The following is an 18577-nucleotide window of genomic DNA, read 5'->3' as shown; positions in this document are numbered from 1 at the left end:
AAACTTAAAGCTTCCTTTCTGCCTTCTTAATCAGCGGCTTCTTCACCTGATTGTTGCAGCCAAATTTGATATAAATCGGGACGACGATCGCGCGTTCTTGCAATCTGCTGTTGCGATCGCCAACGGGCAATCTCTCCGTGATTTCCTGATAGTAATACATCCGGTACTCGCCAACCACGAAATTCTGGTGGACGGGTATATTGAGGATAATCTAACAAAATCGCTTCAAAACTTTCAGCTTTCAAAGATTCTTCTTTCCCCACCGTTCCTGGCAATAACCGCACCACACCATTAATTAACGTTAATGCCGGAATTTCTCCACAAGTTAACACAAAATCTCCCAAAGAAACCTCACGAGTCACTAAATTTAACACTCTTTCATCAACCCCTTCATAATGACCGCAAATAATTACAATTTGCTGATAATTTGTCGCCAATTCTTTTAATAATGGTTGATTCAAAGTTTCCCCTTGGGGAGTCATTAAAATTACCTCCCGTTTTGGTAAAATTGGTAGAGATTCCACAGCCGCAAAGATCGGTTCTGGCTTCATTAACATTCCCACACCACCACCGTAAGGTTCGTCATCTACTCGTCGATGCTTATCTGTGGCATAATCTCTGGGATTTACCAGATTTACAGTAGCAATCTGTTTGGCTAAAGCTTTACCTAACAACCCGGAACTTAGTGGGGAAGTAAAAAAATCGGGAAACAGGGTAACAACATCTATCTGCACAATTTTATAATCTCTTGAAAAAGAACTACTATCTAGTGCAACGCCGCAGAAATAACCAATCAGTTGAAAAAAGGTAAAAGCCTTCTCTCCTTGGAACCCTCTGCCTTCTTGCATTAGTTTAGCTACAAAAGTTACCAAAAGATGGCAACAATAATGTTAAAAATTAGGACTCATTACCAATTTGGATAACTTAGTCCAATGGCAAGTTTTGTACTTTGATACTAACAGATTGTAGGATCTAGCTAATTTGTGAATAATGGCTAATTTCTGGCGATGAGGGACAAAAAATTTCATAAATGTTTAATAATAGGTTTTATAAACTACTATTATGTGTTAATGATTACGATCGAGAGCTTTAACCATACCAGTACTGAGTTCTGAGTAAGCAGTTACTTACTTTAGGATTATTAGCTTTCTCTTCATAATCGCAGGAGATGAGAAGGCGGAACTCAGGACAAAAATGAGGAGAACAAACATTTGTTAAGTATGGCTTAAAACTCAGGCTAACCGGAGAAGAGGAAACATAGAATGCTGCAATTAGAAGTTCAAGTACAGGAACAAAGAAAACCCCAACCGATGAAAACAGCAGTGATGGTGATTGGTGGTGCGGAAGATAAAGTACATGGTAGAGAAATTCTCCACGCTTTCTTTAATCGTTCTGGAGGAGCAGATGCTCAAATAGCGATCATACCATCAGCGTCTCGCGAACCTGCGATTATTGGCGAAAGATATCGGGTAATTTTTCAGGAGATGGGGGCGAAGCGGATCGAGATTTTGGATATTCGCGATCGCGTTCAGTGCGAAGAACCCGCTTACCATGAATTCTTAGAAGTTTGTACTGGTGTATTTATGACAGGTGGCGATCAGCTGAGATTGTGCGGATTGCTGGCTGATACGCCCTTTATGGAAAAATTACGCTTGGGTGTTTGGCAAGGTAGACTGACTTTAGCCGGAACTAGCGCAGGTGCAGCGGTGATGGGACACCACATGATCGCAGGTGGTGGAAGTGGCGAATGTCCCAACCGTTCCTTAGTCGATATGGCAACGGGTTTAGGTTTCTTACCAGAAGTAATTGTCGATCAACATTTTCACAATCGGAATCGTATGGCAAGATTAATGAGTGCTGTTTCCGCCCATCCCGATCGCTTAGGTATTGGTATTGATGAAGATACCTGTGCTTTATTTGAAGGAGACGGTATTATTCAAGTCTTAGGAAAAGGTACCGTCACCATTGTTGACCCTTCAGAAATTTCTTATACCAATCAACCATACATCGGTGCTACCGATCCGATCAGTATTTATAATTTGAGGGTTCACATTCTTAGTTATGGCGATCGCTATGATATGCGTCAACGCAAAATAATTCCTTCTTTAGGTGAAGGATGTGTCTCCGATCAAACAGGAACATAAAATTAACCTAGTGTTGTTCCTTTTGTCTGTGGCTGAAAATGTTGAACCTGAGTGCTGGCTATTCTAGTTAACTAGTAGTATTTTTAACGTTGTTGCTTAAGCAATTTCCTTGAAGCTATCAGGAAAAGCAAAAATGCTTCCAAAAAAGTGTTACTGGTGAACAGTTTAGTGTAGCCTCTGAATTTGAAACTAGATAATCGTGTTTACTGCTGTCCTGCTGCTCAATGACTCTCGGATATTGCCATGAAAATTCTTAAAATCCAGACGTTACGCGGTCCTAACTACTGGAGCATTCGACGACATAAACTTATCGTGATGCGTCTCGATTTGGAAGAACTTGCCGATCGCCCGTCGAACGAAATTCCAGGTTTTTATGAAGGATTGGTTCAAGTTTTACCTAGTTTAATAGAGCATTTTTGTTCCCCAGGGTGTCGTGGTGGTTTCTTGAGTAGAGTCAAAGAAGGCACGCTGATGGGACATATCATCGAGCACGTTGCCCTGGAACTACAAATGTTAGCCGGGATCGAAGTGGGATTTGGTCGCACTCGCGAAACGCCGGAACGTGGGATATATCACGTCGTAGTGGAGTACAAAGACGAACAAGCTGGTCGCTATGCAGTGCGGGCAGCGGTCAGGCTGTGTCAAAGCATCATCGACACAGGTACTTATCCCCAGGCAGAATTAGAGCAAGATTTACAAGACTTGAAAGAAATGGCAGCGGATGCTGCTTTAGGGCCAAGTACAGAAACTATTGTTAAAGAAGCAGAAATTAGGGGAATTCCTTGGACGGCTTTGAGTGCGCGTGCTTTGGTGCAATTCGGGCAAGGGGTATATCAAAAGCGCATTCAAGCAACTCTGTCTTCGCAAACGGGAATTTTAGGTGTAGAACTAGCTTCGGATAAAGAAAGTACCAAACAAATTTTACGGGAAGCGGGAGTGCCTGTTCCCAGAGGAACTGTAATCAATTTCTTGGATGAATTGGAAGAAGCGATCGCAGATGTGGGCGGATACCCGATCGTAATTAAGCCGTTGGATGGAAATCACGGACGCGGTATTACAATTAACATTGGTTCTTGGGAAGAAGCCGAAGAAGCTTACGATGCGGCAAAGGAAGTTTCTAAAGCTGTAATTGTGGAACGTTTCTATCAAGGACGGGATCACCGGATTTTAGTTGTCAATGGTAAAGTTGTCGCTGTTGCGGAAAGAATACCCGCCCACGTAGTTGGAGATGGGAAATCGACGATTCAAGAATTGATTGATGAAACTAATCGCGACCCAAATCGGGGCGTAGGGCATGATAATGTGCTGACGCGGATCGAACTCGATCGCACTTCCTGGCAATTGTTAGAAAAACAAGGTTACACCTTGGAAACAGTATTGCCAAAAGAGCGGATTTGTTATCTCCGGGCAACCGCTAACCTGAGTACAGGGGGAATTGCGGTCGATCGAACTGACGAAATTCACAAAGAAAACGTTTGGATTGCCCAAAGAGTAGCAAAAATTATCGGCTTGGATATTGCCGGAATCGATGTCGTTACATCTGATATCACTCGTCCATTGAAAGAAATGGATGGGGTAATTGTGGAAGTGAATGCCGCACCCGGATTTAGAATGCACGCTTCGCCTAGCCGGGGAATTGCGCGAAATGTCGGTGGCGCGGTAATCGATATGCTATACCCCCCCGGCACACCTTCCCGGATTCCCATTTTGGCTGTCACAGGCACGAACGGCAAAACTACAACTACTCGCTTGTTAGCTCATATTTACCGCCAAACAGGTGTGGTGGTAGGTTACACGACGACTGATGGCACTTACATCGGGGAATTTTTGGTGGAAAAAGGTGATAATACTGGCCCCCAAAGTGCTCAATTGATTTTACAAGACCCGACGGTAGAAGTAGCGGTGTTGGAAGCTGCTAGGGGTGGGATTTTGCGATCGGGATTGGGATTTGATGCCTCAGATGTGGGCGTTATCCTCAATGTCGCTGCCGATCACTTGGGTATTGCTGATATTGACACCGTAGAAAAATTAGCTCACGTTAAAAGTGTAGTAGCGGAAGCGATTCACCCCAATGGCTATGCAGTGCTGAATGCTGACGATCCGTTAGTTTCCGCAATGGCGCAACGGACAAAGGCACAGGTAGCTTATTTCTCGATGAAGCCTGAATCCCAGTTAATTAAAGAACATACTCGCTCTGGGGGAATTGCCGCAGTTTATGAAAACGGCTATATTTCGATTTTGAAGGGAGATTGGACGATTCGGATCGAACAGGCGATTAATGTTCCCTTGACAATGGCAGGAAAAGCACCGTTTATGATTGCTAACACTTTAGCCGCTAGTTTGGCTGCTTTTGTTCAGGGTGTGGATGTTGACGTGATTCGATCGGCAATCAAGACCTTCCGCGCTTCCAGCAATCAAACTCCCGGTAGAATGAATTTGTTTAACTTGGGCAAATATCATGCTTTAATTGATTATGCCCACAACCCGCACAGCTACCAAGCTTTAAGCGCTTTCGTTCGCAGTTGGCCCGGTGAAAGAATTGGGGTAGTGGGTGGCCCGGGCGATCGACGGGATGAAGATTTTGTCCAAATTGGGAAGTTAGCGGCAGAAATGTTCGATCGGATCGTCGTCAAAGAAGATGATGACAACAGAGGTCGGCAAAGAGGCGATGGTGCCAGGTTAATTATTGAAGGCATCAAGCAAGCTAAACCAGATTTCAATTACGAAACAATTCTTGATGAAACAAAAGCAATTAATGCCGCTTTAGATAGTGCCACTGTCAACAGTTTGGTAGTAATTTTACCCGAAAGTGTAAGTCGTGCTGTCAGCTTAATTGAAGCTCGTAATCCCATCCCTGACCCAGTACAACAACCCGCAACGGTAGAATCTAACAATGCAGTTACTTCCTCAGTAGGGAATTAGGGAACGGGGAACAGGGAACAGGTAAAATTTTAATTCTCCCCTTGTCCCCTTGTCCCCTTGTCCCCTTGTCCTCCTGTCTCCTGCTCCTCTGCTTCCTCCTGAGTTTTGTTCAATTCAGTTTTGAAACCCCTTAAAGTTTTACCCAAAGCACTGCCCATTTCGGGGATCTTTTTCGGGCCAAAAATTAGTAAAGCAACTACAGCAATAATGCCGATTTCTGGTAATCCTAATCCAAACATTTGCACCTCCAGGGAAGTAGATTAATTAATAGTTTATCTGATTAGGTGCGTTAGGAATTTTTTAGAACGCAGATGAAAGCAGATAAACGCAGATGAACGCAGATGTAAGCGCAAGTTTGTTGTGAGGACTTCAGTCCTTCTCTTTCCGGCAAAAAACTATTGATGTCAAATTTCAGTGAAGGTAAGAAAGGAAAAGGTACACAATTCTTTATAGTTAAATTTGATTACACTTTATTCCAAATAGTATATGAGTAAGGTATATTTAGTTCGGTTTTGGCATAACTCTTGATTAGCTGATTAAAATTACTCTAAATACTATGAATATTCCAGCTATTGTTGATGTTGTAATCGGGTTAATTTTTATTTACCTAATTCTTAGCTTGCTGGCTTCAGAAATTCAAGAGTTAATTGCTACAGTGTTGCAATGGCGAGCGCAACACTTAAAACAATCAATTATTAATTTGCTTGCAGGTGATACGATCGCCGATCGAAATATAGAGGCAGCTAAAAGACTGACAAAAGATTTGTATAATCATCCTCTGCTTAACGATATAAATCAAGAGGCAAGAGGATTATTTGCTATAATGTTTCGGAAAGTTACTTGGTTTGTCTCGTGGGTTTATCAAGGAATAACTGGTAGAGAGGGAGTTTTTGGGAATAAAGTTAGTGCGCCTTCGTATATTCCCGGAGAAACTTTTGCCACTGTTTTGATTGACAGACTAGGAATTGCTAAATTAGTTGAGCCGTTAGTTGAAGCAAAGTTTGATCGCTTTAGAAATTCAATTATTGAAAATATTGGCAATATTATTGATGGTAATGAAGAAATTCTAAACTTGCAAGAGTTGGAAGCGGAGTTAAACAAAAAATCTGCTAAAAATGAATATTATAAATTGCTGCAAGTTGATTTATACAGAATTTATAAGCAGTTTACTAATCGCGAGCTTACCCTAATTACAGCAGTAGATAAAATATCCCTAAGAATCGATCGCTTTATCACTCAATTACCAGATGAAAAGCCAAAGAAAGAACTAGCTATGTGGAAGCTAGATTTATTTGGAGTGCAGAATGAACTGGCGATCGCAAATGGTGGTTTAAAGCCTACATTGGAAGAAATTGCAGATTTAATCAATTTAAATAGTAGAACTTACCAAGCTTATAAAGAGCAACTTCAAACATATTATCGACAAAGATATCAGAACGTTGTTGACGAACTGCAAAATTTTCTGCTACTGTTCGATGCCAGTACTCGGATAATTATTAATCCTTTAGAAACCGACTTTTTGACAAAAGACAGTATCTTAGAATCGCCAGATTATGCGAAATTTTGGGCTAATGATTCAATTGACTCTGGTTTTAAATTAAGTATGCCTTTGTCTAGTATGGATCGAGAAGTAGTAAACATTATCCAAACTAAAATTCAAAACAATTCACCGGAACAAGATAAATTAGAAGCTTTTAAGCAAGGGTTTGGTGAAGAAGCTCGGAAAATGATGAGTTTCAAGCTGTTAAAGTTGAGACGGAAAGATATATTTTCGTTTGGGATTTTGCTAGGCTTTTTAATAGTTGCTTGGAATGCTGTTTTTCTTTGGGTAAATTTCTTTATTACACCTGAAGGAGGAATAGTTTTGGTTCTAATTATTATTACTACTCTTGGGTTAATTTTATTAGTTAATCAAGACCGTAATTCCAAGAATTTAAATCAGGAAGGAAATCTAGAAAATTTAGCGAGTACATTTTTTGCAACAGCTTCTAAGATTGAGAATAGTGAAGAAAATTTGATTAATCAATATACATCGGAATTTAAAAATGAAATTGGACAACTGAACAAAAATCCAGATAACCTTAACTGGGAGTTGATAAGATTAGGACAGTGTTTTCGGCAAAACTACCGAGTTTTAGTTAATGATAATGCAGATATTGACTTACCTTTTATTCCTAGCTCTGTAAAACAGAGTGTTGCTACGCTAGTTAGACGAGCAAAAACGAAGATCGATCGCACTGGAAACGAAGTAATTCAGCTACGGGAAGAGATAGAAATTTGGTTCGATCGATCGATGGCTCGCACATCAGGAGTTTATAAGCGCAATGCTAAAGGAGTTAGTTTATTAATTGGTTTTGGATTAGCCATTCTCACAAATTCTAACTCGATTTACATTGCAAATCAGCTGGCATACGATCGAGAACTACGACAAGCAGTAGCACAGGGAGCAGAGAGATTTATTGCCGATGAAAATCAACAATCTTCTTCGCTTTCGGAGGATCGCCTGCGCGATCGTAGTAAAATAGTTTCTCAAATTTTAGATGAACAACTTAAATTGCCGATCGGTTGGAGTCCAAGAATTTTAGGTAAACAATTGAATTGTGAATTACCGAGAAATGCTCGTGATGATGATTGGGAAAAACTATTTGATAAGTGCATTAAAACTAGCAAAAAAGATAGACCTCTAAATTTTGATGTAATTTACAATGCAGTTGCTAATGAGAGAAAAAAAGATAATCCCACTAGAATTTACGAACAAGCTCAGGAAAGATATAAAAAAGCTCGCGAGAAGAGTAGAAAATCGCCAATTTACTTTGTTCCCACTGCCATTTTAGTCATGATTATAAATTCAGGAAAATGGTTAGTTGGAATCTTATTTTTAGTAGGATGGTTTGTTACATCTGTAGCGATTTCAATGGGATCTTCTTTTTGGTTTGATATGTTGAATAAGGTAATAAATGTTCGCAATACAGGCAGTAAACCGCCTTCTTTAGCAAATCAAACTTCTGTAAATTCGGAGAAAAGTTCTTAGGTTTGTTGTGAGGACTAAAGTCCTCACAACTGAAATCGTCACAACGAACTAAATTTTTTCCTTATTGTTTCTTTTCATTCTATTCTTATATAAGGCTAAAATATTGCACTTTTTATTAACCAGATAATGTTACAAAATGTAAAATCTTCCCTACGGGAACAACAACACTCTTTAATTCGCCAACTTGCTGATTGTATTGAGTCTACTTGGGAACAATACTTACAATTAGAACCGTATCACCTCCCAGAAGATTTGGGATATGTGGAAGGGCGACTGGAGGGGGAAAAGTTGACGATCGAAAACCATTGCTACCAAAGTCCGCAATTTCGCAAAATGCACTTAGAATTGGCGAAAGTCGGCACTTCTTTAGATATTTTACATTGCGTAATGTTTCCCCGCCCCGAATATGCTTTACCGATGTTTGGGACAGACTTAGTTGGCGGTAGAGGAAATATTAGTGCGGCGATCGTCGATCTTTCTTCAACTAACCCCGATCTAACTTTACCAGAAAACTACAAAAATGCTCTTTCTGGGTTGCCTGCGATCGACTTTTCCCAACCGCGAGATTTACCAGAATGGGGCGATATTTTCTCGGAATTTTGTTTATTTATTCGTCCAGGAAATGCAGAAGAAGAAACGCAGTTTTTAACTAGAGTTCGCGACTTTTTAACTATTCACTGTCAGCAAGCAAAAATTGCCCAACCTGTTGACGAACAACGCCGTGAAGAAATTTTAAAAGGTCAACGTTATTACTGCACAAAACAACAAAAAAACGATAAAACCCGCAGAGTTTTAGAAAAAGCTTTTGGTAATGAATGGGCAGAACGTTACATGACAACAGTTTTGTTTGATTTTGTTTAGGTTTTTTGGTAGTGGGTAGAGTATTTGCAGAGTAAGGAGGTGGAACCTCCAGCGATCTCGTTCCCAGGTTCAACCTGGGAACGAGAAACAGAGGCTCTGCCTCAAGGTCGAGAAACAGAGGCTCTGCCTCAAGGTGTTCTTATCTCAACTACCAACTACCAATTAAGAGGCTTTTACCAAACTCTTATCAACAGCTTGAATTGGTAACTGAGGATGATAGAAAGCTGGGTGAATCAAAGATTGCGCTAATAAACGACGATAGAGGTCGCTGAGTTGAATAGCAACACCCGTCCAACTAAAGTTTTGTTGAACTCTGATTGATGCTTGTTTGCGGAGTTTTTGCGCCCAAATTTCATCGGCTAAAATGCGATCGATCGCCCCAGCAAAAGCCTCAACATTTTGTGGTGGAACTAACAAACCCGTTTCTTCAGGCATCACTGTAAACCGCAAACCGCCTACATCAGAAGCTACCACAGGCGTACCGCAAGCCATCGCTTCAATTGCTACTAAACCAAAAGGTTCGTAATGACTGGGAATTACACAAACATCAGCAGCAATGTAATACAAAGGTAAGAGATCGTGACCAATTCGCCCAGTAAAAATGGTATTGTTTGCTAATCCTAATTCTTGCACAATACCCTCAATTCTGGCTCTTTCTAAACCGTCGGCTTGACCAGGTTCGCTACCCCCGACAATGACTAATTTTAGGTTAGCGTAAGGATGCAAATCTTCTGCTTCTTGAGTTTCAATTTTAGCTTTTAGTTGAGCACAAGCACGCACTAAAGTTTCAATTCCCTTGCGTCGATCGAAACGTCCCACATATAAAACAATTTGTGCGTAAGGATCGAAACCTAGTTTTGTCCTTGCGTCTGCTTTTGGCATTGTAATACGGAAGTTTTCAATGTCTGTACCACAAGGAATAACTTCAATATTACCTTCTTGAGAAACTAAGGAACGGAGAATTTCTTCCTCTTGAGGACTGGTAGCAACAACACAGTTTGCCCGTTCTAAAATTTGTTTTTCAACTGCTAATCTAGTTTCAGCAATTGGGGGTTTTTTCCCTGTAGCTTGATACTTAACTGCACCAAGGGAATGATAGGTGTGAATTAATTGAATGTTGCTGCGTTCTTGTAAACGCAAACCTACCCAAGCGGAAAGCCAATAATTAGTATGAACTAAGGGATAATTTGTGCCTTCTTTAACTTGGAATTTTTGGAATGCTGACACAAATTCTGGCATATATTCCAGTAAGCGATCGCGCCCAATAAACTCCTGTGGCCCCGCTACTAAGCGAATTGTGCGACAATGAGGCGAATGTTGCACAATGGTTGCATCTTCCGGGTGTACTTTGCGAGTGAACATATCGACTTGCCAACCTAATTTGGCTAAAGCTTCACCCACTTGACGCACATAAACATTTTGACCGCCTGCTTCTTCCTTACCAATTTCCGCAGCAGGATCGCCATGATCGGAAATTAAAGCGATCGCTTGTCGAGAAGGAACTTCGATTTTTGTAGCGGCAAAATGTGTTTTTGGAGGTAAGGAAGATTTTCCTTGAGAATTCTTTGTAGAGGACTGTAAGGAAATTGTATTCATGACTTCACCTCTTTTAATGGTTAGTCATTGGTCAATAGTGATTCTTAGTTTATCACTAACCAACTCAATTAAAGAATCATTATTGACGAATGACTTTGTTTTTGTTTGCAAAAAATTAGTGCAAGTTTACCCTGTCAAATTTACTTAATGTAGCTAAAAGCGCTAAATTTTTGGTGCTATTAATTCGGAACAAAACCTCGCAAAATCAATTCCTACAAATTCTGATTGCTTAAAACTCGTGTGTGTAAATGTCCGTTGCTGCGTTCAAATTTTCCCGCTAAAATTTGTTGATAAACTGCCTCGTAACCATCAGTCATTTGTTTGACGCTGAAATTGTTGGCAATGTGTTCCCGGCAAGCTTGGCGATCGATCTGTTCAATCTTCTTCACAGCGTTAATACATTCTGTCACATCTTTACACAAGAAACCTGTCTTGCCATCAGCAATTACTTCGGAAGTTGAACCTAAATTTATCGCAATTACTGGGGTACCAGCTGCCATCGATTCAACCATCACTAAACCAAAAGGTTCTCGCCAAGTAATAGGGAATAAAGTAGCAATTGCCCTTCCCATTAATTCATTTTTTTGATAATGATTCGCTTCTCCTGAATACTGAATTTGTTCGCCGTCAATGTATGGTTCTACTTCTGTAGCAAAAAATTCCTTATCAACCACATCAACTTTACCCGCCATTTTTAATGGTAAACCCACAGCTTTAGCAATTGCGATCGCATGATGCGGCCCTTTTTCCGGCGACATCCGACCTAAAAAAGCTAAATATGGTGGTTCATCAGGTTGGGGATAAAACTTATGACTATCAACATCAATTCCGTTGTAAACCGTTGCTACATAATTTAACCCTAATCTAGGTTCCTTTTGCGTATGGGAAATACTGATGTAAGGTTGTTCCTTAGCATAGCTAAAGATTTTTTCGTGATCAGGAGTAAAAATTCCATGCAAAGTATGAACGGTGGAAGTTTTCACCAATTTGGCGTAAGGCAATGCCGCATGACCCGTATGCGAATGAATGATATCAAATTCTGAAGCCCGTTCATACACATGACTGAGTTGCAGCATTTCATAAACACCGTACTCTTTCACGCTCGGATCGAGTCTAATTGCACAAGGATGCACTGATTCAAGCTTAGCCAAGCTAACAGAATCCCCTGATGCAAATAGCGTTACCTCATGTCCCCGTCGAACTAGCTCATCAGTTAAAAGACTGACAACTAATTCAATTCCCCCGTATGCTGGTGGTGGCACTCTTTCCCAGAGTGGCGCAACTTGAGCAATCCGCATAATAAACCTCCTAAAATCGAAAATTTTCAGTTAGAAGCGCCTGCTTTTTTTGACTTCGGAGTGCGATCGAGCGACTCACTTGCATTAAAATTAGGGTTAGCGTTAAGCACTATGCTTTTGTGAGAATTTAACTTGAATTCTATATTTTCAAATCACTTCTTCGCCAATCACCTAAGTAGGGAAATCCCTATCTCTAACAGCCAAAAAATGTATTAGATTTAACTGATTTTTTTTCTGTTTTACCCTTTTGCCATCTATCTTCAGGCACAAAGCTAAATAAAATCGGCGGTATAACTCAGACAATAAATAGCTTTTATGACTGGAAACAACTGTAAATAAAGGACAAAACAGCTTTAGGAGGCGAGCCATATTTAGTTATTTCTGCAACTAAGGAAGATATTTCTTAGTTTTAATCTAATTCATGTTCGGTAAATACTACCTCCCGATCGAGAAAACACACATAAGTAAAGATTGATTAGAAACGAAAATTTGGTAATATCACCCTGAATTACTATTATCTGATAAACACCTCAGTAATCACTTTTTCAGAGAAATTAATCTGATTATTTCTTTGCTTTATTAGTTGGTTTCGTACCGGATTGACCACCTGGTTTAGCTGCGTCGTTATTTGGTGCTTTGGTTTTGTCTCCTGCTAGAGGTGTTGGGGGTCGTCTCATTGGCGGCGGCGGCGGGGTTGGCGCTGCTCCACCTGCGGCTTTAGGCGCATCTCGGCGAGTCGCAAAACTAACGTTAACACCATCATTAGATTGCTCTAAAACTAACAACGGTGTAGGTTTCGCTTTTTGATCCCATTCCATGTGGACAATTCGACCTTGAATTGTCGGTTGCCAATTATCTTGGTCTTCGCTGGGACTCAAGAAAGTTTCAATACAATCAATAATTTGATTGATGGTGGCAGAAGTAGCTTGGGTGGGTAATTTCATCAACCGAATTTGAATTCGGAACAACACAGCCTTTTTAACTTTTACTCCTTCTACTGGTACATACTCAACATCAAAAATTTCATCAACTTGTCTTCCAGAAGCACTAGCAATCCCTACAGCTGTTTGTTGAGCTTGGTTGGGACGGAGAGCAACGGCAATTTTTTCCTTGACTTTTACCTTGATTTGATTGACGATCGCAAAGTGAAACACCTCTTCTGCCATCCGCATCCGCAAATAATCTAGGTTGAACTCCCTGGAATAAACCAAGTCTGGATTAGTTTCCATCTTGCGAATCGTTTCCAGAGCTAACTTTAATTTTTTGTCCAGTTCTTTGATGCGGAAGTCTTCAAATCTAATCTTTTTATTCAATTTATCTATCTGAAGCTTGGAATATATACCCAAAGCTAGTAGCACTACAGCTAACCCTCCAGAGACTCCCATCCAAATGTCAAATGATGAATCGGTGGGATTTGGTTTCTTGGCAGGGGTTTGCGCTAACAGGGGATCTACGAGAATAATTGAAGCTGACATTAGTCTAATCCTACAGGGACGTAAGTATCTACTTATAGAATGCCCTTTCCAGAGGTAATTGCATCAACTAAGTCAATTAAAATAGAGAAATATAAATATATCAGTAATTTCACGTAAATTTTTATATATTTAATTAATTTAATATACAATTTACTAGACTAAAGGCAAGTTATGTCTCGCTACAAAGTTAACTAAGATGGAAAACAATACTGCTCGGTTAAGTATTTTTACCTTGTATGTATAAAAAATTATAACACTAAGAAAAATCAGTAAGTAAGAAAGGTAAGAAAGGTAAGCATTACTGTTACTATAAATTTTAGAGAAAATTTGTTGCTTATAATACTGTATGGTTCCCATTAAAGGAACAGGGTGGAAAAATTTAAGCTGGAAGTGTTATTTCGATCGCCTCAAAAGATTTTTTAATTTGGCGATCGTCCGAAGAATTGTATCTAGCGTTACTAAATAGAATCAATAAAAATGACAAGTAAAGCAATCAAACTAGAATTAACGAGACAACAGGCTGAAACTAACGAATCGCCTAATTGGTTAGCCCTTGTCTCCTTATTTGTCGGTATAATCGGCATATCTTTTGCGGCAATTTTTATTAAGTTAAGCGAATCCGAACTGAATCCTTATGCAACCATATTTAATCGTTTATGGATCAGTACTGTTAGCTTAGGATTAATCAATGGAATCCAAGGGATTCATCGGCGATACGCAACAGATCCACAAGAAGAACCTGCGCCCAAAAATAGTGACAACTTTACTAAATATATCTGGTTATTTGTGGGGTATGGAACTTTTTTTGCTGCGTCTCAAATATTTTGGGCTTGGTCAATCACCCAAACCAGTGTAGCAATCTCAACAGTATTGCATAATCTGACTCCACTGTTTACTTGTTTGTTAGCTTGGCTATTATTTGGTCAACATTTTGACAACAAATTTATTTTTGGTATGTTGATTGCCTTAAGTGGAGTTTTTGCGATCGAATTAGAGGATTTACAATTTGCCACAGGCAAAGTTCAAGGAGACTTAGCTGCTGTAGTTTCAGCGGTTTTAGTGGCTGGATATTTGCTGATTGTAGAAAGACTGAGAACTAAATTTTCGGCTAATAAAATTTTATTATGGGGTTCAGCGATCGCCACCTTAGCAACTATCCCAATCCTGTGTTTAACTCAAGAGCGAATTTTTCCCTATTCTTGGAAAGGATGGTTATTTGTGATTGGGTTAGCATTGGTTTGTCAAATTATTGGTCAGGGGTTAATTGTTTATAGTCAAAATATGCTGTCTTCGGGATTTGTGGCGATCGCCTTTCTCCTAGATCCAGTACTCACTTCCCTGCAAGCTTGGCTGATTTTTTCCGAAAGATTAAGTGTTTCTAGTTGGCTCGCTTTTGCGGTAGTTTTATTAGGGATATATTTCGCTCAACTTAGTAAATCAGCGGCGAAAGAAAAAAATCCGTAACCAAGTAGGGGTAATTCATGAATTACCCCTACAACGGGGATAAAATCCGAAATTTTCGGTAATTTGATTCAGATTGCTCGTATAACTCTTTTACAGCAAGAGTTATGAGCATTTTAGGGAGTAGAACAAGCCGTACATATAGTTCGGTTGTACTCACTGGAAAAGAAGTTTTGTAGTTTGTTAACTTTAAATTAAGAAACATGAAAGGACAGGACACTACTATGAACGATCTGTCAAACAAAAACCCCGACTTCTTTGACAACTCCGAAGGTAACAACCTGTTGTGGCAATATGTCAGATCTCTGCAACCGGAGATTATCAGCGAACTTTCCAAACCCTCCTTGGAAGCAGCTAAGGTAATGGAAGCTAACTTAATGGGGATGTTGGGAACTTTACCACCAGAACACTTTGGCGTAATGATTACTACCTCAAAAGAAAACCTGGGACGCTTGTTAGCTTCCGCAATGATGAATGGCTACTTCCTGCGGAATGCCGAACAAAGAATGGGTTTTGAAAGATATTTGCAAGCAGCAACAGAAAGCAGCGAAACCGATCGCTAATCAGCGAAGGCACCAAGGCAAAAGGCAGAAAGTAAAAACTAAGAAAAGCTGCCTTAACCTTCACTTCGCTAATAATTATCCCCGGAATGGAATATAAAAAATCATTCTCTGCTTAAATTGGTAATTTCTTCAAATTGAAAGTTATTTACCAATTCTGTTAATTTTTCTGTTAATTCTGCTTTGTCTGGAGGAATTTTGGCAATTAATTTCAAAATTTCTTCGTCATCGGCACAAATAGCGGCGTGATTTAATTGCGCTAACCATTCAGCAGACATGATAGAGAGGTCAGCCATTGTTAGTTTTTCGGCTGTTTTCACTGAAGTTTGGCTTTTGTGAATCTCTTGAGTAGGAATTGTTTGTTCGTATAAATAACGTACTCCTAAGTGTTCGCTAATTTTGGCAAGAATTTCTGGGATGCGGAAAGGTTTACTGACGAAATCATCACAACCAGCGTTTAAAATGCGATCGCGATCTTCACTAAAAGCATTAGCAGTTAGAGCAATAATTATTGGGTTATAGCTGGGTAATTTTTGAGATAGTTGTTTAATTTTTTCGGTTGCTTCTAACCCATCCATTACAGGCATTCGCACATCCATCCAAATTAAATGCGGTTGCCAACTGGTAAATAAATCAATTGCTTCTTTGCCATTATTGACAACACAAACTTCAAAGCCAACTGATGTTAATACCTTGTGTAAAAGTTGGCGGTTTTCTTGGTTATCTTCTACTACTAATAGACGATAAATTGGTTGGTCTGGCGCTAAGGCTATAACGTTGCCTACATTATTTTCTCGTTGGCGATCGCTAATAATCCCAATATTAACATTAATATCAAATTTTACCGTAGTACCTTTACCTAATTGACTGTTAATATTAATATCTCCACCCATTAATTGAACAAATTGGCGACTAATGGGTAAGCCTAAACCTGTACCTTCCATTGACTTTCGCCCAGTTTCACTTTGAAAAAATGGTTCAAACAAATAGTTAACTTCCTCTGGATCGATACCAGGGCCAGTATCTTCTACTTCAAACAAAAGTTTACATTTAATTGTCGATTTTTCTACATCAAAATGACGCGAACTTTCAATAACTTTTACTCGCAACTTTACTGTACCTTTTTGGGTAAATTTAATAGCATTAGCCAGCAAATTAATCAATACTTGCCGTAATTTACTTTCATCGGTTTTCACATATTGAGGTAGGTCAAGTTCCCGATCGAATAATAACTGTAAATTTTTTGATTTAGCTTTTAGCTGTAACATTTCTTCTAAACCATCTAGCAGATGATATAAATTAAAAGAATTTTCATTGAAAGTTATCAACCCAGCTTCAATTTTAGAAACCTCTAAAACATCATTAATTAAGGAAAGTAAATGCTCGCCACTGCGCCCAATAATTCCTAAATATTCTTGCTGTTCTTCATTTAAAGAATGCTGAGCTAAAACTTGAGTAAAACCTAAAATTGCATTCAGAGGAGTTCGCAGTTCATGACTCATTTTAGCTAAAAATTGGCTTTTGGCACGGTTAGCTGCTTCGGCTTCAACTGCTGCTTGTTGTAGTGCTGATTGGTAAAATTTTAAAATTGCAAACATTAAAGTATTTCTTAATTCGGCGGCTGCATCAATCTCAATTTGTTTCCAAGGCAAAGATTTTTCTCTAACTGTCTCTTTCCACAGTTCAAAAGAATTACGGGGCGAAAGATGTATAATTCCATCATCTTTTCTATCATCTTTAATTATGAGAGGTTCATTCGGATTTCCTCCCCAGTTTACTGTTTGAATTACTTCTGGTCTTAACCAAATTATTTGGTAAGTAATATCATCAACAAAAATAGAAATTGCTAGTAAACCGCTGGTTGATTCTTTGATTTGCTTCGCTGCGGGATAAACTTGGGAAAGGCAGTTTGTATGAAATACTTCTTTTTGGCTGTAATGTTGTAACCAATTAATTATACCTTGGCTTTGTTCTCTGGCTGGGGTTTTACCAACTAAAGTTAAATTTCCACCAAAACAGATAATCGCACCTTGAGCATTGACTAGTTCTAATAAACTATTTTGTTTTTCCCTAAAAATCTGAGTATTGACATTTTTAGCTAACAAAATAATTTTTAGCTCCTCCTGAATAACTTTGATTTTCTTGCTGTATTTTTCAAATTCTTGTTGTTGTTTATTGACAATTTCTAGGGACATTACTTGCCCAAGTAATTCACATACTTTACGAATCTCATAATTTACATATCGGGGCGAACAATGATGACAGACTATTAGCCCCCAAAGCTTTCTATCTGTAATTAACGAAGTACATAAAGATGCTGAAACTCCCATGTTTTGCAAGTATTCTATGTGAATAGGAGATACACTTCTTAAAACTGATAAACTTAAATTTAGAGGAGTATTTGTAACAGGATTATCTTTGGGGATAATTGGTACTGGCTGATAGTTTACATCAACAATTAATCTTAGCCAGTTTTTATAATATAACTGTCGTGCTTGTTCAGGAATATCAGTTGCCGGATAATGTAAACCTAAAAAAGGTTCTAATCCTTCTCGTTTATTTTCAGCAATTACTATACCACTTTCATCTGGCTCAAATTGATAAATCATTACTCGGTCATAACCAGTAATTTTTCTTACTTCCTGTGCTAATAATTCAGTCATTTGCTGAAAGTCATTAGCATTTTTAATATTCATAATTGCTGCTTTAGCTAAGTGATAAAAGCTGATTGTAGAAAAATTTTTTTTATCTAAATATTGCTCCATTTCCAAAATTAACACTCCCTCGTAGCGATGAATTATACATTCAACCTCTTTGTGAGAGTCAACAGTTTTGATGGAGAGATTCAGTGGATTATATATATCTATATTTCCTGTGGCTATATATTCCTGTAATTGATTCAGTTGAGCTTGATTTAGGAACTGACCTAAACTATGATTAATTAGTGATTCTGCCGGGATACCCAAAAATTCTGCTGTGTTCTGACTAGCTTGCAGAATAATTAAATCCGGTTCTTGAAGAGTTAACAGTACGCCATGAGGCTGGATGTAACCAGGGGTATGGATAGCCTGTAGCTCACAATTTGTTAAACCAATTAATTCTGAGGAAACGAACTCTGTAAGATCCATTTTTAAGAAATTATGAAGAAATAAATGCCGTTGTAGAAAAAATGATGCTATGATTCCTTTTTAACATAAGTTAGGTACGTAAGTAGTCAAATAAAACATTT

12 protein-coding genes are annotated in these 18577 nt (G+C 39.0%); 6 read left to right on the top strand and 6 right to left on the bottom strand.

Features of this window, described 5'->3' with window-relative positions; genetic code table 11:
• Positions 1–26: 26 nt before the first annotated feature.
• Positions 27–734, bottom strand: coding sequence for a tRNA (guanosine(37)-N1)-methyltransferase TrmD (gene trmD, locus ACE1CA_RS27360; protein WP_413281536.1), 708 nt, complete (start codon positions 732–734; stop codon positions 27–29).
• Positions 735–1262: 528 nt separating this feature from the next.
• Here trmD and ACE1CA_RS27355 point away from each other — a divergent pair.
• On the top strand, positions 1263–2144 hold the full coding sequence (locus ACE1CA_RS27355) for a cyanophycinase (RefSeq protein ID WP_413281494.1): 882 nt from the start codon (positions 1263–1265) through the stop codon (positions 2142–2144).
• A 243-nt stretch (positions 2145–2387) separates the two neighbouring features.
• Positions 2388–5066 (top strand): cyanophycin synthetase, encoded by a 2679-nt coding sequence (cphA, locus tag ACE1CA_RS27350; protein ID WP_413281495.1) that lies wholly within the window; start codon positions 2388–2390, stop codon positions 5064–5066.
• A 29-nt stretch (positions 5067–5095) separates the two neighbouring features.
• Here cphA and tatA read toward each other — a convergent pair whose 3' ends face one another.
• Entirely contained in the window at positions 5096–5305 is a 210-nt protein-coding gene (gene tatA, locus ACE1CA_RS27345) for a twin-arginine translocase TatA/TatE family subunit (protein WP_413281496.1), read from the bottom strand.
• A 317-nt stretch (positions 5306–5622) separates the two neighbouring features.
• Here tatA and ACE1CA_RS27340 point away from each other — a divergent pair, with 317 nt between their 5' ends.
• Together ACE1CA_RS27340 and ACE1CA_RS27335 are read left to right on the top strand one after the other, a co-directional pair.
• On the top strand, positions 5623–8097 hold the full coding sequence (locus tag ACE1CA_RS27340) for a hypothetical protein (protein WP_413281497.1): 2475 nt from the start codon (positions 5623–5625) through the stop codon (positions 8095–8097).
• A gap of 126 nt (positions 8098–8223) precedes the next feature.
• Positions 8224–8958 (top strand): phycocyanobilin:ferredoxin oxidoreductase, encoded by a 735-nt coding sequence (locus tag ACE1CA_RS27335; RefSeq protein WP_413281498.1) that lies wholly within the window; start codon positions 8224–8226, stop codon positions 8956–8958.
• A gap of 162 nt (positions 8959–9120) precedes the next feature.
• Here the strand turns inward: ACE1CA_RS27335 and ACE1CA_RS27330 are convergent, their stop codons facing one another.
• From ACE1CA_RS27330 to ACE1CA_RS27320, 3 genes are all read right to left on the bottom strand, one after another.
• Positions 9121–10467: a glycosyltransferase family 4 protein gene (locus tag ACE1CA_RS27330; RefSeq protein WP_459563725.1), complete on the bottom strand. Its 1347-nt coding sequence runs from the start codon at positions 10465–10467 to the stop codon at positions 9121–9123.
• 299 nt (positions 10468–10766) lie between these two features.
• Positions 10767–11852, bottom strand: a complete 1086-nt coding sequence (locus tag ACE1CA_RS27325) for a glycosyltransferase family 4 protein (protein WP_413281500.1) — start codon at positions 11850–11852, stop codon at positions 10767–10769.
• Positions 11853–12415: 563 nt separating this feature from the next.
• Positions 12416–13327 carry a hypothetical protein gene (locus tag ACE1CA_RS27320; RefSeq protein WP_413281501.1) on the bottom strand — a complete coding sequence of 304 codons (912 nt, stop codon included), beginning with the start codon at positions 13325–13327 and terminating at the stop codon, positions 12416–12418.
• A gap of 477 nt (positions 13328–13804) precedes the next feature.
• Between ACE1CA_RS27320 and ACE1CA_RS27315 the strand changes: the two genes are divergently transcribed.
• Both ACE1CA_RS27315 and ACE1CA_RS27310 read left to right on the top strand, forming a co-directional pair.
• Complete coding sequence (locus tag ACE1CA_RS27315) at positions 13805–14791, top strand: DMT family transporter (protein ID WP_413281502.1); 987 nt, start codon at positions 13805–13807, stop codon at positions 14789–14791.
• A 221-nt stretch (positions 14792–15012) separates the two neighbouring features.
• The gene (locus ACE1CA_RS27310) at positions 15013–15351 is read left to right on the top strand and encodes a DUF760 domain-containing protein (RefSeq protein ID WP_413281503.1); all 339 of its coding nucleotides are present in this window, start codon (positions 15013–15015) and stop codon (positions 15349–15351) included.
• Positions 15352–15452: 101 nt separating this feature from the next.
• On the opposite strand, the gene ACE1CA_RS27305 is transcribed toward ACE1CA_RS27310, so the two are convergent.
• Complete coding sequence (locus tag ACE1CA_RS27305) at positions 15453–18476, bottom strand: ATP-binding protein (protein ID WP_413281504.1); 3024 nt, start codon at positions 18474–18476, stop codon at positions 15453–15455.
• Positions 18477–18577: the final 101 nt, after the last annotated feature.

Source organism: Floridaenema evergladense BLCC-F167 (genome assembly GCF_041929205.2).
Lineage (GTDB): Bacteria > Cyanobacteriota > Cyanobacteriia > Cyanobacteriales > Aerosakkonemataceae > Floridanema > Floridanema evergladense.
This window is presented reverse-complemented; position numbering and strand designations above follow the sequence as displayed.